The organism is Bacillus sp. MMSF_3328 (genome assembly GCF_030733525.1).
In the GTDB taxonomy this organism is placed as follows: Bacteria; Bacillota; Bacilli; order Bacillales; family Cytobacillaceae; genus Bacillus_AB; species Bacillus_AB infantis.
The window spans coordinates 1-22,283 of sequence record NZ_JASHIV010000022.1; the positions used below are offsets into that span (position 1 = coordinate 1).

General features: G+C 47.7%; 25 protein-coding genes and 1 other annotated feature. Of the genes, 24 read left to right on the forward strand and 1 reads right to left on the reverse strand.

All coding sequences use genetic code 11. The features are described from left to right. The coding region (locus RBB45_RS22350; RefSeq protein WP_306010389.1) for a hypothetical protein at window positions 1–283 on the reverse strand (283 nt) is incomplete at its 3' end. Between the two features lie 899 nt (window positions 284–1,182). Between RBB45_RS22350 and RBB45_RS22355 the strand changes: the two genes are divergently transcribed. The 24 genes from RBB45_RS22355 (at window position 1,183) to RBB45_RS22470 (ending at window position 22,049) form a co-directional block, all read left to right on the forward strand. Continuing rightward, window positions 1,183–1,647 carry a CtsR family transcriptional regulator gene (locus RBB45_RS22355; RefSeq protein ID WP_263623464.1) on the forward strand — a complete coding sequence of 155 codons (465 nt, stop codon included), beginning with the start codon at window positions 1,183–1,185 and terminating at the stop codon, window positions 1,645–1,647. Between the two features lie 27 nt (window positions 1,648–1,674). Beyond that, a complete protein-coding gene (mcsA, locus tag RBB45_RS22360; protein WP_224952346.1) occupies window positions 1,675–2,223 on the forward strand; it encodes a protein-arginine kinase activator protein McsA in 549 nt (182 codons plus the stop codon). 4 nt (window positions 2,224–2,227) lie between these two features. Continuing rightward, a complete protein-coding gene (mcsB, locus tag RBB45_RS22365) occupies window positions 2,228–3,295 on the forward strand; it encodes a protein-arginine kinase McsB (protein ID WP_009791536.1) in 1,068 nt (355 codons plus the stop codon). Window positions 3,296–3,311: 16 nt separating this feature from the next. Then, window positions 3,312–5,765: an ATP-dependent protease ATP-binding subunit ClpC gene (clpC, locus tag RBB45_RS22370; protein WP_009791537.1), complete on the forward strand. Its 2,454-nt coding sequence runs from the start codon at window positions 3,312–3,314 to the stop codon at window positions 5,763–5,765. A 224-nt stretch (window positions 5,766–5,989) separates the two neighbouring features. Further along, window positions 5,990–7,372, forward strand: coding sequence for a DNA repair protein RadA (radA, locus tag RBB45_RS22375; RefSeq protein ID WP_306010390.1), 1,383 nt, complete (start codon window positions 5,990–5,992; stop codon window positions 7,370–7,372). A gap of 3 nt (window positions 7,373–7,375) precedes the next feature. After that, window positions 7,376–8,449 carry a DNA integrity scanning diadenylate cyclase DisA gene (disA, locus tag RBB45_RS22380; RefSeq protein WP_009791539.1) on the forward strand — a complete coding sequence of 358 codons (1,074 nt, stop codon included), beginning with the start codon at window positions 7,376–7,378 and terminating at the stop codon, window positions 8,447–8,449. A gap of 210 nt (window positions 8,450–8,659) precedes the next feature. After that, entirely contained in the window at window positions 8,660–9,742 is a 1,083-nt protein-coding gene (locus tag RBB45_RS22385) for a PIN/TRAM domain-containing protein (RefSeq protein WP_009791540.1), read from the forward strand. Between the two features lie 21 nt (window positions 9,743–9,763). Further along, window positions 9,764–10,456: a 2-C-methyl-D-erythritol 4-phosphate cytidylyltransferase gene (gene ispD, locus RBB45_RS22390; protein ID WP_094769450.1), complete on the forward strand. Its 693-nt coding sequence runs from the start codon at window positions 9,764–9,766 to the stop codon at window positions 10,454–10,456. A gap of 18 nt (window positions 10,457–10,474) precedes the next feature. Continuing rightward, window positions 10,475–10,954, forward strand: a complete 480-nt coding sequence (gene ispF, locus RBB45_RS22395) for a 2-C-methyl-D-erythritol 2,4-cyclodiphosphate synthase (protein WP_009791542.1) — start codon at window positions 10,475–10,477, stop codon at window positions 10,952–10,954. Between the two features lie 90 nt (window positions 10,955–11,044). After that, complete coding sequence (gene gltX, locus RBB45_RS22400; RefSeq protein WP_094769451.1) at window positions 11,045–12,502, forward strand: glutamate--tRNA ligase; 1,458 nt, start codon at window positions 11,045–11,047, stop codon at window positions 12,500–12,502. A 492-nt stretch (window positions 12,503–12,994) separates the two neighbouring features. Further along, window positions 12,995–13,645: a serine O-acetyltransferase gene (gene cysE, locus RBB45_RS22405; protein WP_009791545.1), complete on the forward strand. Its 651-nt coding sequence runs from the start codon at window positions 12,995–12,997 to the stop codon at window positions 13,643–13,645. After that, window positions 13,645–15,042: a cysteine--tRNA ligase gene (cysS, locus tag RBB45_RS22410; protein ID WP_009791546.1), complete on the forward strand. Its 1,398-nt coding sequence runs from the start codon at window positions 13,645–13,647 to the stop codon at window positions 15,040–15,042. The genes cysE and cysS overlap by 1 nt, the downstream gene beginning before the upstream one ends. A gap of 4 nt (window positions 15,043–15,046) precedes the next feature. Next, window positions 15,047–15,472: a Mini-ribonuclease 3 gene (locus tag RBB45_RS22415; protein ID WP_129614066.1), complete on the forward strand. Its 426-nt coding sequence runs from the start codon at window positions 15,047–15,049 to the stop codon at window positions 15,470–15,472. Next, window positions 15,469–16,212, forward strand: a complete 744-nt coding sequence (gene rlmB / locus RBB45_RS22420; protein ID WP_009791548.1) for a 23S rRNA (guanosine(2251)-2'-O)-methyltransferase RlmB — start codon at window positions 15,469–15,471, stop codon at window positions 16,210–16,212. Before RBB45_RS22415 ends, rlmB begins: the two co-directional genes overlap by 4 nt. Before the next feature lie 3 nt (window positions 16,213–16,215). Beyond that, the gene (locus RBB45_RS22425; RefSeq protein ID WP_009791549.1) at window positions 16,216–16,725 is read left to right on the forward strand and encodes an NYN domain-containing protein; all 510 of its coding nucleotides are present in this window, start codon (window positions 16,216–16,218) and stop codon (window positions 16,723–16,725) included. Between the two features lie 93 nt (window positions 16,726–16,818). After that, window positions 16,819–17,457, forward strand: a complete 639-nt coding sequence (gene sigH, locus RBB45_RS22430) for an RNA polymerase sporulation sigma factor SigH (protein ID WP_009791550.1) — start codon at window positions 16,819–16,821, stop codon at window positions 17,455–17,457. A gap of 114 nt (window positions 17,458–17,571) precedes the next feature. Next, on the forward strand, window positions 17,572–17,715 hold the full coding sequence (rpmG, locus tag RBB45_RS22435) for a 50S ribosomal protein L33 (RefSeq protein ID WP_009791551.1): 144 nt from the start codon (window positions 17,572–17,574) through the stop codon (window positions 17,713–17,715). 57 nt (window positions 17,716–17,772) lie between these two features. Beyond that, window positions 17,773–17,943, forward strand: coding sequence for a preprotein translocase subunit SecE (gene secE, locus RBB45_RS22440; protein ID WP_009791552.1), 171 nt, complete (start codon window positions 17,773–17,775; stop codon window positions 17,941–17,943). A gap of 246 nt (window positions 17,944–18,189) precedes the next feature. Further along, the gene (gene nusG / locus RBB45_RS22445) at window positions 18,190–18,723 is read left to right on the forward strand and encodes a transcription termination/antitermination protein NusG (protein ID WP_009791553.1); all 534 of its coding nucleotides are present in this window, start codon (window positions 18,190–18,192) and stop codon (window positions 18,721–18,723) included. Window positions 18,724–18,896: 173 nt separating this feature from the next. Beyond that, complete coding sequence (gene rplK, locus RBB45_RS22450) at window positions 18,897–19,322, forward strand: 50S ribosomal protein L11 (protein WP_141195060.1); 426 nt, start codon at window positions 18,897–18,899, stop codon at window positions 19,320–19,322. Window positions 19,323–19,488: 166 nt separating this feature from the next. After that, on the forward strand, window positions 19,489–20,187 hold the full coding sequence (rplA, locus tag RBB45_RS22455; RefSeq protein ID WP_009791555.1) for a 50S ribosomal protein L1: 699 nt from the start codon (window positions 19,489–19,491) through the stop codon (window positions 20,185–20,187). A 50-nt stretch (window positions 20,188–20,237) separates the two neighbouring features. Further along, window positions 20,238–20,375 (forward strand) — a sequence feature (ribosomal protein L10 leader region). 32 nt (window positions 20,376–20,407) lie between these two features. Beyond that, a complete protein-coding gene (gene rplJ / locus RBB45_RS22460) occupies window positions 20,408–20,908 on the forward strand; it encodes a 50S ribosomal protein L10 (RefSeq protein ID WP_022543216.1) in 501 nt (166 codons plus the stop codon). 51 nt (window positions 20,909–20,959) lie between these two features. After that, complete coding sequence (gene rplL / locus RBB45_RS22465; protein ID WP_022543217.1) at window positions 20,960–21,325, forward strand: 50S ribosomal protein L7/L12; 366 nt, start codon at window positions 20,960–20,962, stop codon at window positions 21,323–21,325. A gap of 121 nt (window positions 21,326–21,446) precedes the next feature. Then, on the forward strand, window positions 21,447–22,049 hold the full coding sequence (locus tag RBB45_RS22470; RefSeq protein ID WP_009791338.1) for a class I SAM-dependent methyltransferase: 603 nt from the start codon (window positions 21,447–21,449) through the stop codon (window positions 22,047–22,049). Window positions 22,050–22,283 lie beyond the last annotated feature (234 nt).

A 22,283-nucleotide genomic window follows, 5' to 3' on the forward strand; every position in this document is an offset into this window, starting at 1 on the left:
TTCTCAGCGCCGATGGTAGTTGGGGGCTCTCCCCCTGTGAGAGTAGGACGCTGCCGGGCGAAACGAAGAACAGTCTGTGAGACTGTTCTTTTTTTGTGCTTTTTAGTTTATGTTGGAGTGGGTTTTGATCAGAAAAGGGATCGTTTGGTGAAAATGAATAGCCGGAGGGCTTTAAGAGCGTTGCTTGTGGTTTGAAAAAAGGGAGAGCGGCTGTTTGAAATATGGATTTCATCAATTGGACGATTAATTTACCGAATTCCTTAAATAATTTACCATTTGCCACAAAACAGTCATAGTCTGCCCGCAAACTTCCCCAAATGGCTGAAAAATAGATGCCGGGCGGGCAAACAAGCAGTGTTTTAAATCAAATATATGAGCTAGCAGGCGTTTAAACTGTGAATTTAATCAAACGACCGATTAATTTACCAACTCAACGATTTATTCAATCAAATGACCGATTAATCTACCGAATTCCTCGCTTAATTTACCAATTGCCACAAAAATCGCGGGATCCCATCCGCAAGCTCCATCAATAGATTGCCATCTTCGTTCAAATCCAAACACAGTAGCACCGTCACCTAGCACTTTCATGCTGCTGGAAAAAGAAAAGTCCTGATGGATGAATAAACCTGGTTTTTATCCGACATAAGAGAGCTGTTAGCAAAAACCGCAAACTTACTCACTCCTACCGATATCCTACCAACCTAACGTCATATCTAACCGTTCTGCCAAATAGTTTACCAACTCCTACGTCTAATCAAATCGTCTAGCGAACTTCTCACTCATCCACTTACCACACACCATTGCCAAGCAAAGAAACGTCCCATCCAATCTCCCTCAACCCAGCTCACCCCACCCCAACTTAGCACCCATTCAACTCCCCATCATCCCCACTCGCATTCACTCTCCTTCCTTCACCCGTATATTCCGGCTGCCCTCCCCAGCGAGCTGCAAACGTACCCTGCATACACGTCCCCCCTTTCACCAAAACCAAATTTCCCACCCATGACAAGCACCCAAAAGCCCACCGGCTGAATACTCTATACAGCTGGAAGAATTTGCTCTTGTTACGTTTGAGATATTTATTAAATGGGAAAATTAATAAGGCATCCATCTTGCAACTTTTTACATAATTCATTTATAATTAAAGTCAAATATAGTCAAAGTCAGGGAGGAGGAGGCCTGGTGAGGAATATATCCGACATAATCGAGAAATATCTGAAGGAAGTCTTGGAGCTGAGTGAACGGGAAAGTGTCGAGATCAAAAGAAGCGAAGTGGCTGATAAATTCCAATGTGTCCCCTCGCAGATCAATTACGTCATTAATACCCGATTTACAATCGAAAAAGGATATATTGTTGAAAGCAAGCGGGGCGGCGGAGGATATATCCGGATCATGAAGGTACAGTCCTATGATCATGCGGACCTGATTGATCAGCTGCTGATGCTGATCCAAAGCAGGATATCGCAGGGAAGCGCTGAGAGCGTCATCTTGCGCCTGGTGGAAGAGGAAGTCATCACACGCCGCGAAGCTAAAATCATGCTCAGTGTAATCGACCGGTCGGTTTTATATATAGAGCTTCCGTTCCGCGATGAATTGCGATCAAGAATGCTGAGAGCAATGCTGACTTCGTTGAAGTATAAATAAAGATTAAGCAGCTGGAGAGGTGAGTGCATGATTTGCCAAGAATGTAATCAGAGGCCGGCAACGCTGCATTTTACAAAGAGCATAAATGGCGGGAAGACCGAATTCCATCTTTGCGAGGTCTGCGCCAAGGAAAAAGGCGAAATGTTCATGATCAATAATCAGGCTTCAGGCTTTTCCCTTAACAGCCTGCTGGCGGGGCTTTTGAATATTGAGCCTGGTCTGCAGCAGCCGAAAAAAGAGCAAAGGCCGCAGGAGCAAGTTCTGCAGTGCAGCAAATGCCAGATGACTTTTAAGCAGTTCATTAAAATCGGACGGTTTGGCTGTGCCCACTGCTATTCGGAATTCAGGGGGCAGCTTGACCCGATCCTGAAGCGCCTCCACAGCGGGAACTGGTCCCATAGAGGGAAGATACCGGCAAGAGCCGGCGGGAGCATTCAGCTCAGGAGAAAGATTGAGGATATGAAAAAAGAATTGAAGGAATTGATCCTGCAGGAAGAGTTTGAAAAAGCTGCCGTGCGGCGGGATGAGATACGGTCCCTTGAAAAACAGCTGAGCAGCGGCAGGGAGGGGGACTGATATCATGTCACTGGAACGTTTCATCAGCCAGGCGGTCAGTTCCTGGATGAGTGCGGAAGGCCCTGATTCTGATATTGTGCTAAGCTCCCGCATCCGTCTGGCAAGGAATATGAATATATATAAGTTTCCTACTCTTTTTTCAAATGAAGAAGGACAGAGCATCATTGAAGATATCAGGAAGATTTCCACCGAGAAGCCTTTCAAAGGGCTTGGAGGATTGGAGCTTTTAGAGATGGGAAGTCTTCAGCCCCTCCAGAAAAGGGTGCTTGTTGAAAAGCATCTGATCAGCCCCAATCTGGCTGAGCAGTCTCCTTACGGGGCTTGTCTCCTGTCAGAAAATGAAGAGGTCAGCATCATGGTCAACGAGGAAGACCATATCCGGATTCAATGCCTGTTTCCTGCATTCAGGCTGACCGAGGCACTTGAGATGGCCAATAAGCTGGATGACTGGCTTGAGGAGAACCTTGAATTTGCCTTTGATGAAGACTACGGGTATCTTACCAGCTGCCCGACCAATGTCGGAACAGGGCTCAGGGCTTCTGTCATGATGCATCTCCCAGGTCTGATGCTCACCCATCAGATGAACCGGATCATCCCGGCCATCAATCAGCTGGGGCTTGTGGTGAGAGGGACATATGGCGAAGGAAGCGAGGCGCTGGGCAATATTTTTCAAGTGTCCAATCAGATCACGCTCGGAAAGTCTGAGGAAGATATCGTAGAAGATCTGAAGAGTGTCGTGGGCCAGCTCATCGCCCAGGAAAGATATGCCCGGGAAGCATTAGCAAAGACTTCAAACATACAATTAGAAGACAGAGTGTACCGTTCCTATGGGATTCTCTCCAACAGCCGGATCATTGAATCAAAAGAAGCGGCAAAATGCTTATCTGATGTCCGGCTGGGTATAGATATGGGATACATCAAAGATATTCCCAAAAATATTTTAAATGAATTGATGATTCTTACACAGCCCGGTTTCCTGCAGCAATATGCCGGCGGGCCGCTCCGGCCTGAAGAACGTGATATTAGAAGGGCTGCACTTATACGCGAAAGATTGAAAATGGAAAAACAATAGTCGGGAGGATGAAATTATGATGTTCGGACGATTTACTGAAAGAGCTCAAAAAGTATTGGCATTAGCACAGGAGGAAGCCATTCGCTTAGGACACAGCAATATCGGCACAGAGCATATCCTGCTCGGCCTCGTCCGTGAAGGAGAAGGGATTGCTGCAAAGGCGCTTTATGCACTCGGACTGGGCTCTGAAAAGATCCAAAAAGAGGTGGAAAACCTTATTGGCCGCGGCCAGGATTCCTCACAGACTCCCCACTATACACCAAGGGCTAAAAAGGTCATTGAGCTCTCAATGGATGAGGCCAGAAAACTGGGCCACTCTTATGTTGGCACAGAGCATATCCTGCTCGGCTTAATCCGTGAGGGTGAGGGTGTTGCCGCACGGGTGCTGAACAATCTGGGAGTCAGCTTGAATAAAGCAAGGCAGCAGGTGCTCCAGCTTCTGGGCAGCAATGATTCAGGAAGCCATCAGGGAGGATCAGCAGCAAGCGCCAATACACCGACCCTTGATAGCCTTGCAAGAGACCTGACAGCCATTGCCAGGGAAGGCAGCCTTGATCCGGTCATCGGCCGAAGCAAGGAAATCCAGCGCGTCATTGAAGTGCTGAGCCGCCGGACAAAGAACAATCCGGTCCTGATCGGGGAGCCTGGCGTCGGTAAGACAGCCATCGCAGAAGGACTTGCACAGCAGATCATTAACAATGAAGTGCCGGAGATCCTCCGCGACAAAAGGGTTATGACACTGGATATGGGGACAGTTGTTGCCGGAACAAAATACCGTGGCGAATTCGAAGACCGCTTGAAAAAAGTAATGGATGAAATCCGCCAGGCTGGCAATATCATTCTCTTCATCGATGAGCTTCATACTTTGATTGGTGCAGGAGGAGCAGAGGGGGCAATCGATGCTTCCAATATCCTGAAGCCATCCCTTGCAAGGGGCGAACTGCAGTGCATCGGTGCCACTACCCTGGATGAATACAGAAAGTATATCGAAAAGGATGCTGCGCTTGAAAGGCGTTTTCAGCCGATCACGGTAGATGAACCGACAGCAGATGAGTCTGTTCAGATCCTTAAGGGGCTGCGCGACCGCTATGAGGCCCATCACAGAGTATCCATCACAGATGAAGCCATCGAGGCAGCTGTTAAGCTTTCTGATCGTTATATCTCAGACCGCTTCCTTCCGGATAAGGCGATCGATCTGATTGATGAAGCAGGTTCAAAAGTACGCCTGCGTTCTTACACTACTCCCCCTAACCTGAAAGAGCTTGAATTGAAGCTTGAAGAAGTCAGGAAGGAAAAAGATGCTGCCGTCCAAAGCCAGGAGTTCGAGAAAGCTGCATCCCTCAGAGACTCTGAACAGCGCCTGCGCGAGCAGCTGGAGGAAACAAAGAAGAGCTGGAAAGAGAAGCAGGGGAAGGAAAACAGCGAAGTCACAGTTGATGATATTGCACATGTAGTAGCAAGCTGGACTGGAATTCCTGTAGCGAAGCTGGCTCAGACAGAAACAGCCAAGCTCCTGAACATGGAAGAAATTCTTCATTCCCGTGTCATTGGCCAGGAAGAAGCGGTCAAGGCGATCTCCAAAGCGGTCCGCCGTGCGCGTGCCGGGCTGAAAGATCCTAAGCGCCCAATCGGCTCCTTCGTATTCCTCGGCCCTACTGGGGTCGGTAAGACTGAGCTTGCGCGTGCGCTTGCAGAGGCGATGTTCGGCGATGAAGATGCAATGATCCGCATCGATATGTCTGAATATATGGAGAAGCATTCAACTTCCCGTCTTGTTGGTTCACCTCCGGGATATGTAGGATATGAGGAAGGCGGCCAGCTGACAGAAAAAGTCCGCAGGAAGCCATACTCAGTTGTCCTTCTGGATGAGATTGAGAAAGCACATCCGGATGTATTCAATATCCTCCTTCAGGTTCTTGAGGATGGACGCCTGACAGATTCTAAAGGCCGGACAGTCGACTTCCGCAACACAGTCCTGATCATGACATCCAATGTCGGGGCAGAAGCGCTGAAACGCAATAAATATGTCGGCTTTAACATCCAGGATGGAGAGCAGGACTATAAGGATATGAAAGGCAAGGTAATGGAAGAGCTTAAGAAGGCTTTCCGCCCTGAATTCCTTAACCGGATCGATGAAATCATCGTGTTCCACGCCCTTGAGAAAAAACATCTCAAGGAAATCGTTACATTGCTTTCCGATCAATTGGTTAAACGCCTGCAGGAACAGGAAATTGTCCTTGGCCTGACCGATAAGGCAAAAGAGAAAATTTCCGAGGAAGGGTACGACCCTGAGTATGGTGCAAGGCCGCTCCGCCGCGCGATCCAAAAGCATATCGAGGACCGTTTGTCAGAGGAGCTGCTGAAGGGCCAGGTGCTGACAGGGCAGAATGTCATTATCGATGTAGAAGATGGGGAATTTGTCGTGAAAACAGAAGAATCTCCTGAAACTGCAACAAACTTATCTAAATAAACGTCATATTATATAATAAAAAAGGTACACGGTGCACAATGCGTGTACCTTTTTTCCATTGAAGGCATTTCAATCTGTCCTTATATAAAAAATCAGCCATTTCCACTACTTTCCTTGGACAGGCATTTTTATATAAGCGGGGAAGTATAATATACTTTCCCTATAATGAAACTAATGGTGCACTTTTCACAATAGAAGAGAATGAAATAGAAAGGGAGAAACGGATGGCAAAAAGAAAGACCAAATTCATCTGCCAGGAATGCGGCTATGAGTCCGCCAAGTGGATGGGCAAATGTCCTGCCTGCGGGCAGTGGAATACAATGGTGGAGGAAACGGAGAAGCCTGCAGCTGGAGGAAGAAGGGGTGCATTTGCCCATTCGGCAGGCGTAACCCTTGCTTCTAAAGTGACGCCGATCACCTCAATTGAGACAGTCAATGAACCGCGGATCTATACAGACCTGAAGGAGCTCAACCGCGTTCTGGGAGGCGGGGTGGTAAGGGGCTCGCTTGTTCTGATCGGGGGCGACCCCGGAATCGGGAAGTCGACGCTCCTCCTGCAGGTATCTTCCCAGCTGGCCCGGAAGGATCATTCTGTTCTTTATATTTCCGGAGAGGAATCCATGAGGCAGACAAAGCTCAGGGCTGACAGGCTTGGGGTTGTATCAGATAAGCTGCTCGTATATGCAGAAACGAATCTCGAGGAAATCAGCCGGACCATTGAAAATGAAAATCCCAGCTTTGTGATCATTGATTCAATCCAGACTGTTTTTCATCCGGATATCACCTCGGCCCCTGGAAGCGTCTCGCAGGTAAGGGAATGTACCGCGGAGCTGATGAGGATCGGAAAGACCAAAGGCATCGCGATCTTTATCGTGGGGCATGTCACGAAGGAAGGATCGATTGCCGGCCCGAGGCTGCTCGAGCATATGGTTGACACAGTCCTCTACTTCGAGGGTGAAAGGCATCATACGTACCGCATTCTCAGGGCTGTTAAGAACCGTTTCGGATCGACCAATGAAATGGGCATCTTTGAAATGAAGGAATTCGGCCTTGAAGAGGTGGAAAATCCATCGGAAATATTCCTTGAAGAGCGCTCCCAGGGGGCATCCGGATCTACAGTTGTTGCCTCCATGGAAGGGACGAGGCCGGTGCTGGTTGAAATTCAGGCGCTCATTTCCCCGACGAGCTTCGGGAATCCGCGGAGGATGGCAACCGGGATCGATCATAACCGCGTCCCGCTTTTAATGGCTGTGCTTGAAAAGCGTGTCGGGATGCTTCTGCAAAATCAGGATGCTTATTTGAAGGTGGCAGGCGGCGTTAAGCTGGATGAACCTGCGATTGACCTGGCAATTGCCGTCAGCATTGCCTCAAGCTTCAGGGATAAGCCAACACAGGCCTCTGATTGCATCATTGGAGAAGTGGGTTTGACCGGCGAAGTCCGCCGTGTCTCCAGGATTGAACAGCGTGTCCAGGAAGCTGCTAAGCTTGGGTTTGAACGGATCATCCTTCCTGCTAAGAACCTTGGAGGCTGGGACTCTCCGCCGGGCGTGCAGCTAATCGGGGTTAATACAGTCAGCGAGGCCTTAAAAGCGGCATTAGGAGGATAAGATATGGACAATAAAAAGCTGGGCGAAAAGACCCGGAGCGACATTTTGAAATTTCTGGCACCGGGAACACCGATACGCGAAGGGATCGATAATGTCCTGCGTGCAAACACAGGCGGACTGATTGTACTGGGCTGCAATGAAAAGGTGAAGGCGATTGTAGATGGGGGCTTTCAGATCAATTGCCCTTTCACGCCAAGTTATTTGTATGAGCTGGCCAAAATGGATGGCGCCATCGTCCTGAATGAGACAGGCAGCAAGATTCTTATAGCCAATGCCCAGCTTGCCCCGAACCCGGGCATCCCTTCTTCGGAAACCGGGATGCGGCACCGGACGGCAGAGCGGGTGGCAAAGGAGACAGGGGCGCTTGTCGTTGCCATTTCACAGCGGCGGACAGTCATCACACTCTACCAGGGCCATTTCAGATATGCATTGAAAGACATCGCCGTCATTCTCGCAAAAGCCAACCAGGCAGTCCAGACGCTTGAGAAATACAAAGTGGTGCTGGAGCAGAGCATCGCAAGCCTCGGGATCCTTGAGTTTGAAGAGCTTGTGACCTACAGTGATGTTCTTCAGGTGCTGCACCGCTATGAGATGGTGCTGAAGATCAAGCAGGAACTGATGTCCTACCTGAGTGAACTGGGTACAGAAGGCAGGCTGATCCGCCTGCAGATGAACGAGCTCTTGACTGACATGGAAAAGGAAACTTCTTTGATCATCAAAGACTATGCCTTTGATAAGGATGTCAGCACGAAGGAAGCAATCAGCAAAATGCAGGAGCTGGCAAGCGGCGAAACGATCGAGGACAGCATCCTCCTGAAGCTGATCGGCTATAGCGGCTATGTCCACCTGGATGAAGGAATTTGTCCAAGAGGGTACCGGATGCTTAATAAAATCCCCCGGCTCCCGCCAATCATTATTGAAAATCTCATCACCAGATTCCAGGAGCTTCCTGAAATCACAGCAGCTTCAGTAGAGGATCTTGATGAGGTGGAAGGCATCGGTGAAGTCAGGGCGAGAAAAATCCGTGAGGGCCTCAAGCTGGTCAAGGAGCAGCTGTTTGCGGACCGTCAGCTTTAATTGCCCATTGAATTGGTCTATACAGTATGCTAAAATGGTGGTTTTATATTATTTGACACTCTGTTTGCACGGTGCTACGCTTAAGGTGTATCAGTATATAAAACCTCCGATATTATTATATTTAAATAATGTTACAAAAAACCAAATTAACATATTCTGCAGGTTTCAATTCAGGGAATTTGTTTATAATGATTAAAAGGAGGTGAAGGAATGTTAAAACGCATTGTACAGGCATGCTTTCTTATTACCGGGGGGACCCTTGGGATCTTTTTGATTCCGGACTTGCTCGGGCTAGTTGCTTTGGACGACATTCCTCTTTTAAATAATCCGTATGTGTCCGCTATTTTAGGTGCCATTATTTTTTATCTTATATCTTTTTGGGCAGTTGATTATGTAACCAATTTCGTGAGATGGGTAGAGGAATCATTGGTGAAAGCGCCTATAACAGATATTATTTTTGGCAGTGTGGGCCTTGCTTTCGGCCTGATAGTGGCATTTTTGATCGGCTTTGCGCTCAATGCAATCGAATTTCCGATTGTCAATACGGTCGCCCCGATCCTGCTGACGCTGATTTTTGGCTATCTTGGCTTCCAGGTGGGCTTTAAAAAGCGGGATGAGCTTCTGGGATTATTTACGAGCCGGAAAAAGAAATCCGGTGAAGAGGAAGCAGAGCCAGTTGAGAAAAACGCATTAAAGATTCTGGATACAAGTGTGATCATTGACGGCAGGATCGCGGATATCTGCCAGACGGGCTTCCTTGAAGGAACCATCGTCATACCCCAGTTTGTCCTTGAGGAGCTTCAGCATATAGCTGATTCTTCAGATGTATTGAAAAGGAACAGGGGGAGGCGGGGGCTGGATATCCTGAACCGTATCCAGAAGGAGCTTTCCATCAAGGTCGAGATTTATGAAGGGGACTTTGAGGAGATCCAGGAAGTAGACAGCAAGCTTGTGAAATTGGCAAAGCTGACGAACGGTGTTGTGGTGACAAATGACTTTAATCTTAACAAGGTATGCGAGCTCCAGAAGGTATCTGTGCTCAATATCAATGACTTGGCCAATGCGGTCAAGCCGGTGGTGCTGCCTGGAGAAGAGATGAAGGTGCAGGTCATCAAGGACGGGAAAGAGCATAATCAGGGTGTTGCTTATCTGGATGACGGTACAATGATTGTCGTCGAAGATGGCCGCGATTATATCGGCAAGCACATCGATGTCCTTGTCACCAGCGTGCTGCAGACCTCTGCGGGCCGCATGATATTTGCAAAGCCTAAGCTGCTTGAAAAAGCTTTATAAAAGAGAGTTGGGAGACTGTTTATGCCTTATCAGGTAATTATTCCTGCTGCAGGCCAGGGGAAAAGGATGGGCGCCGGCAAAAATAAACTTTTGCTTGAGATCCGCGGTGTGCCGGTTTTCATACACACGCTGAGGGTGTTTGAAAGCGATCCGGATTGTACTGGCATCCTGCTTGCGGTCAATCCGTCCGAGAAGGCGGAGATCCAAGAGCTTCTTGCCTTTTACGATATCAAGAAAGTCATTGGACTCGTTCCCGGTGGATCCGAACGCCAATACAGCGTCTATAATGCGGTGAAGGAGCTGCAGGGCGATGGCATTGCCATGGTGCATGATGCGGCCCGCCCCTTCATCGACCAGCACCTGATCTGGGAGCTGACGGAGGCTGCGGATCAGGATGGCAGCGCAGTATTGGCCGTGCCAGTGAAGGATACTGTGAAAAAGGCTGTCGGCAATCAAATCCTGGAAACAGTTGAACGATCAAGTCTGTGGGCAGTCCAAACCCCACAGGCTTTTCGTGTTTCCACCCTCCTGCACATTCATCAGAAAGCGGCTGAGGAGGATTACCTCGGCACAGATGATGCCAGCCTGGCAGAACGGCTCGGCATCCCTGTAAAAATCGTTGAAGGAAATTATGATAATATCAAGCTTACAACCCCGGAGGATCTTTATTTTGCAGAAGCGATTATCCGGAAACGTGAAGCTCGAAGTAACTGACATAAAGGGGAATATACTATGTTTCGTATTGGACAGGGCTTTGATGTACATCAATTAACCGAAGGAAGGCCGCTGATTATCGGCGGTATAGAAATTCCCTATGAAAAGGGGCTGCTGGGCCATTCTGATGCGGATGTGCTTCTTCATACCATTGCAGACGCGTGTCTCGGGGCAATAGGGGAAGGCGATATCGGCAGGCACTTTCCGGATACAGATCCTGAATTCAAGGATGCTGATTCAGCCAAGCTGCTGGAGCATGTATGGAAGATTGTAGATGAGAAAGGATATAAGCTTGTGAATGCCGATTGCACCATCATTGCGCAAATGCCGAAAATGGCGCCTTATATCGGCCAGATGAGAGAGCGGATTGCAGAGCTGCTGCAGGCAGATGCGGACCGCATCAATGTCAAGGCAACGACAACAGAAAAGCTCGGTTTTCCGGGCAGGGGCGAAGGGATCGCTTCACAGGCTGCCGTCCTGCTGCAGAAAAAGGACTGAGCCCCCGAAAAAATTAGCTTTATAAGGCAAAAACACGGTGTTAGAATATAGCAAAGAAGAAGGAAAATGACTACAATAGGAGGCTTATTCATGTCTAATGAAATCAGGGTCCGCTATGCGCCAAGCCCAACCGGACATTTACATATAGGCAATGCCCGCACAGCGCTGTTCAACTATTTGTTCGCACGCTCAAAAGGCGGGAAATTCATCATCAGGATCGAGGATACCGACCTTAAGAGGAATATTGAAGGCGGAGAGGAAAGCCAGCTGAAGTATCTGCAGTGGCTTGGAATCGACTGGGATGAAAGCATTGATAAAGATGGGGGATACGGCCCGTACCGCCAGTCAGAACGGAATGATCTCTACCAAGAGCTGTACCAGGAGCTCCTGGATAAAGATCTTGCTTATAAATGCTATTGCACAGAGGAAGAGCTTGAAGCAGAGCGCGAAGAGCAGATGGCAAGGGGAGACAACCCCCAATATTCCGGCAAATGCCGCCATTTGACCCAGGAGGAAAGGGAAAAACTGGAGGCTGAAGGCCGCAGGCCAAGCATCCGATTCATCGTGCCCAAAGGGAAGGTTTATGCATTCAATGATATGGTCAAGGACGAAGTTTCCTTTGAGTCTGACGGATTCGGCGATTTTGTCATCGTAAAGAAAGATGGAATTCCAACTTATAATTTTGCGGTGGCTGCCGATGACCATATGATGAAAATTTCCCACGTACTGCGCGGGGACGACCATATTTCCAACACACCAAAGCAGCTGATGATCTATGAGGCCTTCGGCTGGGAGCCTCCTGTCTTTGGCCATATGACGCTCATCGTCAATGAAAGCCGCAAGAAGCTCAGCAAGCGGGATGAATCCATCATCCAGTTCATCGAGCAGTACGAAGACCTTGGCTATCTTCCGGAAGCATTATTCAACTTCATCGCCCTGCTTGGATGGTCGCCTGCCGGAGAAGAAGAGATCTTCACGAAGGAAGAGCTGATCAATATCTTTGAAGCGGACCGGCTTTCAAAGTCGCCAGCTCTGTTTGATAAGCAGAAGCTGACATGGATGAATAACCAATACATCAAGCAGGAAGAACTCGATAAGCTGGTGGAAATTTCACTTCCTCATCTCATCAAGGCAGGAAAAGTAAGTGAAAACCTGACAGCCGCAGATGAAGAGTGGGTGCGCGGGCTCATTTCCCTTTACCAGGACCAAATGAGCTATGGCGCTGAAATCGTTGACCTTTCAGGTATCTTCTTCACAGAGGACGTCAGCTATGATGGAGAAGCGAAAGAAGTCCTGAGCGAAGAGCAGGTGCCGGAAGTGCTTTCTGCCTTCCTGACCGAGATTGATTCCCTGGAAGATTTTACGGCAGAAGAAATCAAAGCAGCCCTGAAGGCAGTCCAGAAAGGCACAGGCCATAAAGGCAAGAAGCTGTTCATGCCTGTACGTGCAGCCATTACAGGCCAGACACATGGACCGGATCTTCCTAAGGCCATCGCTCTTTTAGGAAAAGACAAGGTAAAAAATCGTTTGGCAAGCATTAATGATTAACATCTTGGCAAAAATGTAATATAGTAAGAGTAATTCAAATTTCATGATTCAAAAGTGTTGAAGAGGAAGAGTAGAAAAATGATGCTTCATAGCCTGGCCCATAACGGGATAAGGCTGAAAGAGAGAACCATCACCGGCTGAAAGTGGTTCAGGCCCCTCATTTTTTGAAGTGCCCCTCTGAGTCCCATTTCGAAAATGCAGAGTAGATTTGGGCGGATTTCCTACCGTTAACAGGGCAGAGTTGGGGCCTTTTTTACATGTGCCTAAACAGAGTGGAACCGCGCTTTCAGCGTCTCTGTCATTATGACAGGGGCGCTTTTTTGTTGTTAAGGATCAAAGCTTGCCGGGCTTGAATAAACAGCCCGAGGCCTGCTTGAGCACCCGTTCACTCGTATATGAGCCGCTCCGGAAGGGAATTCCCTGAAGGGATGCAGGCTGTCCGGAAGATAAATTTCAACCGTCAGATAGGCAATAACAGGGAGGGGAGAACAAATGTTCCGAAGGCTTAAAGAGGATATAGAGGTGGTTTTTGACCAGGACCCCGCAGCCAGGAGCTATATTGAAGTTATACTTACGTATTCCGGAGTCCATGCCATATGGGCACATCGGCTGGCACATGCCCTGTTCAAAAGGAAATTCTATTTTTGGGCCCGGGTTGTTTCCCAGATCAGCCGATTCTTCACCGGTATTGAGATCCACCCTGGTGCAAAAATCGGCCGGCGTTTCTTCATTGACCACGGCATGGGCGTAGTGATCGGCGAGACATGCGAAATCGGCGATAATGTGACGGTGTTCCAGGGCGTCACCCTCGGCGGGACCGGCAAGGAAAAAGGAAAACGCCACCCGACCATCAAAGATAATGCCCTGATAGCCACCGGTGCGAAGGTTTTAGGTTCCATCACCATCGGCGAGAACTCGAAAGTGGGAGCGGGGTCGGTCGTCCTTAGGGATGTTCCCCCCAATTCAACGGTAGTGGGGATTCCGGGCAAGGTGGTCATCAAAGATGGCGTAAAGCTTAAGAAGGATCTCAACCACAGCGATCTGCCCGATCCAGTGAGCGACAGGCTGGTCGAGATGGAGAAGAAGCTTCAGGAGATGCAGGTCGAACTGGAGGATTTGAGAAGAGAAAGGAGCCTTAAATAATGGCAATTGCTATTTATAATACAATGTCCAGGCAGAAGGAAGAGTTTATCCCCCTTGAAGAAGGGAAAGTCAAAATGTATGTATGCGGACCGACCGTATATAACTATATCCATATAGGAAATGCCCGTCCGCCGATCGTTTTTGATACGGTAAGAAGATATCTGGAGTTCAGGGGCTATGATGTGCAATATATCTCCAATTTTACGGATGTGGATGATAAGCTGATCAGAGCTGCCAAGGAGCTTGGGGAGGATGTTCCATCCATTGCCGAGCGTTTCATTGATGCATATTTTGAGGATGTGTCAGCGCTTGGGTGCAAACGGGCGGATGTGCACCCGCGCGTAACTGAGAGCATGGATCTTATCATCCAGTTCATCGAGGCCCTGATTGAGAAAGGATTTGCCTATGAATCAAATGGAGATGTGTATTTCCACACCAGAAGATTCGATGAATACGGCAAGCTGTCACAGCAATCCATTGACGAACTCCGTGTCGGAGCCAGGATTGCTGTAGGGGAGAAAAAGCAGGATGCCCTTGACTTTGCACTCTGGAAAACGGCGAAAGAAGGAGAGATATCCTGGGAAAGCCCATGGGGCAAAGGACGTCCGGGCTGGCATATCGAGTGCTCTGCCATGGCGAGGAAATATCTTGGCGACACGATTGATATCCATGCCGGCGGCCAGGATCTCTCGTTCCCGCACCACGAAAATGAAATCGCCCAGTCCGAAGCGCTGACAGGCAAGACATTTGCGCGCTATTGGATGCATAACGGGTATATTAATATCAATAATGAAAAGATGTCCAAGTCGCTTGGCAACTTTGTCCTTGTGCATGACATCATCAAAAAGCATGATCCGCAGGTTTTGAGATTCTTCATGCTGTCTGTCCATTACCGCCACCCGATCAATTACAGCGATGAGCTGCTTGAAAATACACGCAGCGGGCTGGAAAGAATCACAACTTCTTATCAGAACCTTGCACACCGGAAGGAAGCAAGCGCCGAGCTGACAGACAACAACAGCGAATGGCTGAAGAAGATTGAAGATCTCCACGGGGAATTTATCAAGGAAATGGATGATGACTTCAATACAGCAAACGGGATCTCCGTCCTGTTCGAGCTTTCAAGGCAGGCGAATTATTATCTGCTGGAAAAGAATACGAGCGTCGAAGTAATCGAAGCCTTCATGAAAGAATTTGAAATTCTGTTCGATGTCCTCGGTCTGTCGCTTGGCGGCGAAGAGCTGCTGGATGATGAGATCGATGCGCTGATTGAAAAGCGCAACCAGGCGAGGAAAGAGCGGAACTTCCAGCTTTCCGACCAGATCCGTGATCAGCTGAAGGAAATGAACATCATTCTGGAAGATACGGCCCAGGGCACAAGATGGAAAAGAGGCTGACGTCATGCTCCGCTACGAAAATAAAGTCAATGAAAAGCAGCTGAACAGCCTCGCGCTTGCCTATATGGGCGATGCTGTATTTGAGCAGTATGTACGGAATCACTTGATCCAGAAGGGGACCGTGAGGCCGAACTTCCTTCATAAAGAGGCGACGGCTTATGTATCCGCCAAGGCGCAGTCCTATGTGATCCATAAATTCCTTGAAGCGGACTTTCTGGATGAAGAGGAAGCTGCCGTTGTCAGGAGGGGGCGGAATGCCAAGTCCGGAACCATCCCGAAAAATACTGATGTGCAGACATACCGGTACAGCACTGCATTTGAAGCGCTGATTGGCTATCTATATTTATCTGGAGCGGAGGAGCGGCTGGAGGAAATCATCTCTGCCGCCTTCCTTCACGCCGAAGAAAGGAAAGGGGGGCAAGGAAAGTGAGCCAGGATTTTATTATTGGGAAAAACCCCGTGCTGGAAGCCTTAAGGGCTGAGCGGGATATCAACAAGATTTTTATAGCGGAAGGATCCCAGGGCGGGCAAATGCAGCAGGTTATCGGCCTTGCCAAAACAAACGGGGTGCTTGTGCAGTTTGTGCCGAAGAAGAAGCTTGACCAGATGGCAGAAGGAATTCACCAGGGCGTCGTGGCAGCGGTCGCGGCCTATGAGTACGCAGAGGTGGATGATCTCTTCGCGGCAGCGGAGAAAAAGAATGAAGCTCCGTTCTTCCTGCTGCTGGATGAGATTGAAGACCCCCATAACCTGGGCTCCATCATGAGGACGGCAGATGCTGTCGGTGCCCATGGCATCATCATTCCGAAAAGAAGGGCAGTGGGGCTGACCGCCACAGTGGCGAAGGCATCGACCGGTGCAATCGAGCATATCCCCGTCGCAAGAGTGACCAATTTGGCCAGGACGATTGATGAGCTGAAGGAAAAAGGTGTCTGGATCGCCGGGACGGATGCAAAGGGAAGCGAGGATTACCGCCGTTTTGACGGAACTATGCCGCTGGGCCTTGTGATCGGCAGTGAAGGAAAGGGGATGGGCCGCCTGATCCGCGACAAGTGCGATTTTCTGATCCATTTGCCGATGGCCGGGCATGTAACATCTCTGAACGCTTCTGTTGCAGCAGCACTTTTAATGTATGAGGTATACCGCAAACGCCATCCGCTAGAGGGATAAAAGATGGACATCCTTATAGTGGACGGCTATAACATCATTGGCGCCTGGCCTGATCTCAGGGAGCTGAAGAACAAGGATCTTGGTGCAGCAAGGGACAAGCTTGTAGAAAAGATGGCGGAATTCCAGGGATACTCAGGATACCGGGTCATCATCGTCTTTGATGCCCATTATGTCAAAGGAACAGAGAAAAAGTTCAAGAACTATAAAGTCGAGGTTGTTTTTACAAAAGAAAATGAGTCAGCAGATGAACGCATTGAAAAACTCGCCATCAGCCTGAACAACATTAAAACACAAATCCATGTCGCCACGTCCGATTATACCGAGCAATGGGCCATTTTCGGACAGGGCGCCCTGCGCATATCCGCGCGGGAGCTGTTGATCGAGATGGAGAGCACGGAAAAAAGGATCGAAAAAAAGGTGAAGAAAATCCAGGAAAAAAAGCCGGTTTCAAAGATCCCGCTCACTGATGAAGTGGCAGAAATTTTTGAAAAATGGCGCAGAGGACAGAAATGAGCGGTTGACGCTCAAAATTTTCCTGCTGTATAATATTTCTATCCAGTGGTTTGTGCGGTCAGGGGGATCTGTGTGAGTACCGATTTCAAGACGATGATCAACGAAGAGGAAAAGAATTATCTTCAGCTCGAAGATGAAGAGATAATTGAATTGGTCCACAGGGGCGAGAGCGAGGCTTTGGATTATCTGATCCAAAAGTACCGGAATTTCGTGCGTGCCAAGGCAAGGTCCTATTTCCTGATAGGCGCTGATAAAGAAGACATCGTCCAGGAGGGCATGATCGGCCTCTATAAGGCCATCAGGGACTTCAAAGAGGACAAGCTGTCTTCCTTCAAGGCGTTTGCCGAGCTGTGCATCACCCGGCAGATCATAACAGCGATCAAAACCGCCACCCGCCAAAAGCATATACCGCTCAATTCCTATGTTTCGCTTGATAAGCCGATTTATGATGAAGAATCGGACAGGACGCTGATGGATGTGATCTCCGGCGCTAAGGTGATGGACCCGGAAGAGCTGATCATCAACCAGGAGGAATTCGACAACATTGAAGTGAAAATGTCCGAGCTCCTGAGCGATCTGGAAAGGAAGGTCCTTGCCCTCTATCTTGACGGGCAGTCCTATCAGGAAATCTCTGAGGAGCTGAACAGGCATGTGAAGTCGATTGACAACGCCCTGCAGCGGGTCAAGAGGAAGCTGGAGAGATATCTTGAAGTCCGCGAATTTTCATTGTAAAGCCAATTATTACAAATAGATCCTTATTTCCTATGATTCTGACTCTTATTGACATGATAGGGGTGTCATGTTAAAGTTTGTAAGGAAACAGACAAGCAATAAGAAGGTGCCGATATGAGGAAAAAAGTTGTACTGGCTTGTGCAGAATGCGGGTCCCGCAACTATTCGACCATGAGCAATAAAGAATCAGAGCGTATGGAATTAAAAAAGTTCTGTGATACATGCAAGGCTCATACTGTCCACCGGGAAACAAAATAGCAATAGCACTCATCCATAGATCAGCAAGCAACCCTTGAAAGTTGGAGGTTACGAACCGTGAATTTTTTCCGTGATATTGGACGCGAAATGAGAAAGGTCAGCTGGCCAAAGCGCAAGGAGCTCACCAGCTATACGATAACAGTCCTTGTGACAGTAACGTTCTTCGCCCTTTTCTTCGCCGTTCTTGACTTAGGTATTTCTGAATTGATTCGTTTAATTCTTGAATAACTCCTGTAATCTCATGGTATAATGGAGAATAACACAGGAAACTTCTGCAAAGCCCGGAAACGGGTTTTTTCATTTGCTTAAAAAAAGACAGGCATCCGCGCCTGTTTTGGCCTGGGAAGAGCGGAACTCTTTAAGGGAGCCGGAGGAGTAAACAGGATCCGGCCGTGTTCACAGGTATATTGGAAACCTACAGAGGGAAGTTTGATTTTATTTAGACAGGGAGGGAAGGACGAACAGTCCTCTTGAATGGAAAAAAACTGGTATGTAGTCCATACTTATTCAGGTTATGAAAACAAAGTAAAAGCCAACCTGGAAAAACGGGTGGAAACAATGGCGATGCAAGATAAGATCTTCCGCGTGATTGTGCCTGAAGAAGAAGAAACAGATATTAAGAATGGCAAGAAAAAAGTGGTGAAGCGAAAGGTATTTCCGGGTTATGTGCTTGTCGAGATCGTCATGACAGACGACTCCTGGTATGTAGTCCGCAATACACCGGGCGTTACAGGGTTCGTCGGTTCGGCAGGGTCGGGCTCAAAGCCGACGCCATTGCTCCCTGAGGAAGTAAATGTTATCCTTAAGCGCATGGGCGTTGATGAAAAGCGCGTGGACATCGACTTCGAAATCGGCGAGACCGTCAAGGTGAACGAAGGTCCTTTTGCGAACTTCACGGGCTCCATTGAAGAGATTGATAAAGACAAAGCGAAGATCAAAGTTCTGGTTAATATGTTCGGGCGGGAAACTCCTGTCGAGCTCGATTTTACACAAATTGAAAAATTATAGCCTGAAAAACTTGAAATCCGCTTTTAAAAATGTTACTATTTCATAGGTCAGTATGTCTCGGATAACGAGGCTGGACAAATTGCTATGTTCTTTATTTTTAATATAAAGACTACAAGTTGAGTGGGAGGGAAATTCCCTATTACCACATCACGGACTTTAAGGAGGTGTGTCTCGTGGCTAAAAAAGTTATCAAGGTAGTTAAATTGCAAATCCCTGCTGGTAAAGCAAATCCAGCACCGCCAGTTGGTCCTGCATTGGGTCAAGCCGGTGTTAACATCATGGGATTCTGTAAAGAGTTTAATGCTCGTACAGCTGAACAGGCTGGACTGATCATCCCTGTTGAAATCTCGGTTTTTGAAGACCGTTCATTTACATTTATTACGAAAACTCCTCCTGCTGCCGTTCTTCTTAAGAAAGCGGCTGGAATCGAGTCTGGTTCTGGTGAACCAAACCGTAATAAAGTAGCAACAGTTAAGCGTGATAAAGTACGCGAGATTGCTGAGACTAAAATGCCTGACTTAAATGCTGCTAGCGTTGAATCCGCTATGCGCATGGTAGAAGGTACTGCACGCAGCATGGGTATCGTCATCGAAGACTGATCCATGCTCGAAGATTAGGTTCTAACGGGGTTGCGGCTGAATTGGATTCACTCGCAACCTTTGTTCTGTAAAGCCCGGGCGCCCGGCCTTTTCGAGGGAGGGCGCCCCTGCTTTTGGGACGTGGGAGGTTATTCCGCTAAAACCACAATTCAAGGAGGAAATAATAATGGCTAAAAAAGGTAAGAAGTATTTAGAAGCTGCTAAGCTTGTAGATCGTTCTAAAGCTTACCCAGTCGCTGAAGCGATTGAGCTTGCTAAGAAAACAAACTATGCGAAATTCGATGCAACTGTTGAAGTGGCTTTCCGTCTTGGGGTTGACCCTAAGAAAGCTGACCAGCAAATCCGCGGAGCAGTCGTGCTTCCAAACGGAACTGGTAAAACTCAGCGTGTATTAGTATTCGCTAAAGGTGAAAAAGCGAAGGAAGCTGAAGCTGCCGGAGCTGACTACGTAGGCGATTCCGAGTACATCAACAAAATCAGCCAAGGCTGGTTCGAATTTGATGTAATCGTTGCTACTCCAGACATGATGGGTGAAGTTGGTAAGCTTGGACGTACATTAGGTCCTAAAGGCTTAATGCCAAACCCTAAAACTGGAACAGTTACTTTTGATGTAGAAAAAGCAGTAAACGAAATCAAAGCTGGTAAAGTTGAGTACCGTCTGGACAAAGCTGGAATCATCCACGTTCCAATCGGAAAAACTTCATTCGAAGATGCGAAGCTTGCTGAAAACTTCAACACGATCTACGATACTATGCTGAAGGTTAAGCCTGCTGCAGCAAAAGGAACTTACGTAAAATCTGTTACTGTAACAACAACTATGGGCCCTGGCGTCAAAGTTGATCCTTCTACAGCCGCAGTAAAATAATACCAATTGACAACAGCCGGTTTATTTCATATAATCTAAACTGTTGTGAAAATAAAATAACATTTGTACCGTAGACAGCAGGTGCGACAGCTTAATTTCCTGCCGAGGTCATACGATAGATTTTCTTTTGAACGGCTATTGTATACTTCCTCCATGTCTGCAAGATGTGGAGGTTTTTCTTTGGACGGTATAAATGAAAAAATCTACAGGAGGTGTAAGGATGAGCAGCGCTATTGAACAAAAGAAATTGATCGTTGACGAGATTGCCGATAAATTCAAAGCAAGCAAATCAACGGTTGTAGTTGACTACCGCGGACTGACTGTTGCTGAAGTAACTGAACTTCGTAAGCAGCTTCGTGATGCGGGAATCGAGTTCAAGGTTTACAAAAACAGCATGGCTCGCCGTGCTGCAGAAGCTTCTGAGCTTTCTGGCTTGAACGAAGCACTGACAGGTCCAAATGCGATTGCATTCAGTAATGAAGATGTAGTTGCACCTGCGAAAATCCTAAACGATTTCGCTAAAAAACATGAGGCTCTTGAAATCAAGGCTGGTGTAATCGAAGGCAACATCGCTTCTGTTGAGGATGTTAAAGCTCTTGCTGAACTTCCATCACGCGAAGGCTTGCTGTCTATGCTACTCAGCGTACTTCAAGCACCTATCCGCAATCTTGCTCTTGCTGCAAAAGCTGTTGCAGATCAAAAAGAAGAACAAGGCGCGTAAGCTAGTCTTTTTATAAAAAAATCAAACCAATCATAAGGAGGAAATTTTATCATGACTAAAGAACAAATCATTGAAGCAGTCAAAAGCATGACTGTTCTAGAACTTAACGACCTAGTAAAAGCAATCGAAGAAGAGTTTGGCGTAACTGCTGCAGCTCCTGTAGCTGTAATGGGTGGCGCTGCTGGCGGAGATGCTGCAGCTGAGAAAACTGAATTTGACGTTGTTCTTGCATCTGCAGGCGACCAAAAAATCAAAGTTATCAAAGTTGTTCGTGAAATCACAGGTCTTGGTCTTAAAGAAGCAAAAGAACTTGTTGACAACACTCCTAAGCCTGTTAAAGAAGGCGCTTCTAAAGAAGAAGCTGAAGAAATCAAAGCTAAGCTTGAAGAAGTTGGAGCTGGCGTTGAAGTTAAGTAATGCCAACTTTGAAAAGCCCGCTGCCTAGCGGGCTTTTTGCTTTTTTCTTTTGTATGATTTATAATTCGTCCGAACAGGATGCATGATCCTCAATGTGTTTCCTCAGGTTGGAGGTGATTCTATGACCGAACATTATTATTCCCGCACATCAAAAACGGAAAGTGACCCTGCCTATTGGGATTTTTCCCTAAGAGGGCATTCCTTCCGATTTAAAACCGATAATGGTGTATTTTCAAAAAAAGAAGTGGACTTCGGTTCAAGGCTTCTTGTTGAAGCGTTCAAACTGCCGGAGCTGGAAGGAAATATTCTGGATGTTGGCTGCGGCTACGGTCCGATCGGCTTGTCCATCGCCAAAAGCTTTCCGGAAAGGACGGTCCACATGGTTGATGTGAATCTCCGGGCAATCGAACTGGCAAAGGAAAATGCAGCCGGGAATTCAGTCAGCAATGCTGCCATCTATGAAAGTGACCGGTTAACCGGTGTTGGAGGGGGCAAGTTTGCGGCTATCCTGACAAATCCGCCAATCCGTGCCGGAAAACAGGTTGTCCATGACATTTTTGAACAAAGCTTTGAGCACATGCTGACGGGCGGAGAGCTCTGGGTTGTCATCCAGAAAAAGCAGGGTGCCCCTTCAGCGATCGAGAAACTTGACTCGCTTTTTTCAGACGTGGAAACCGTAGAGAAGAAAAAAGGCTACTTTATTTTAAAAGCGAAAAAAAGTTGACTTGACTTTTTCTCTATGATAGTATTGTAAAATGCCAACATAATACTTTCCGATTTATTTGCTATTTTGCAGTCGTTCTGTATAAATTTGGCTATAATGGGAAAGCTAATAAAATAATAGTCGAAATGTGAAAATGTGGTTTTTGAGTTGAAAACCCTTTTTCTTTTTGTCTTATGAAAAGTAAAAGCTGTCTGCGCCCGAGGGGGATTGGCAATGCCGGTTTGTATCAATGCC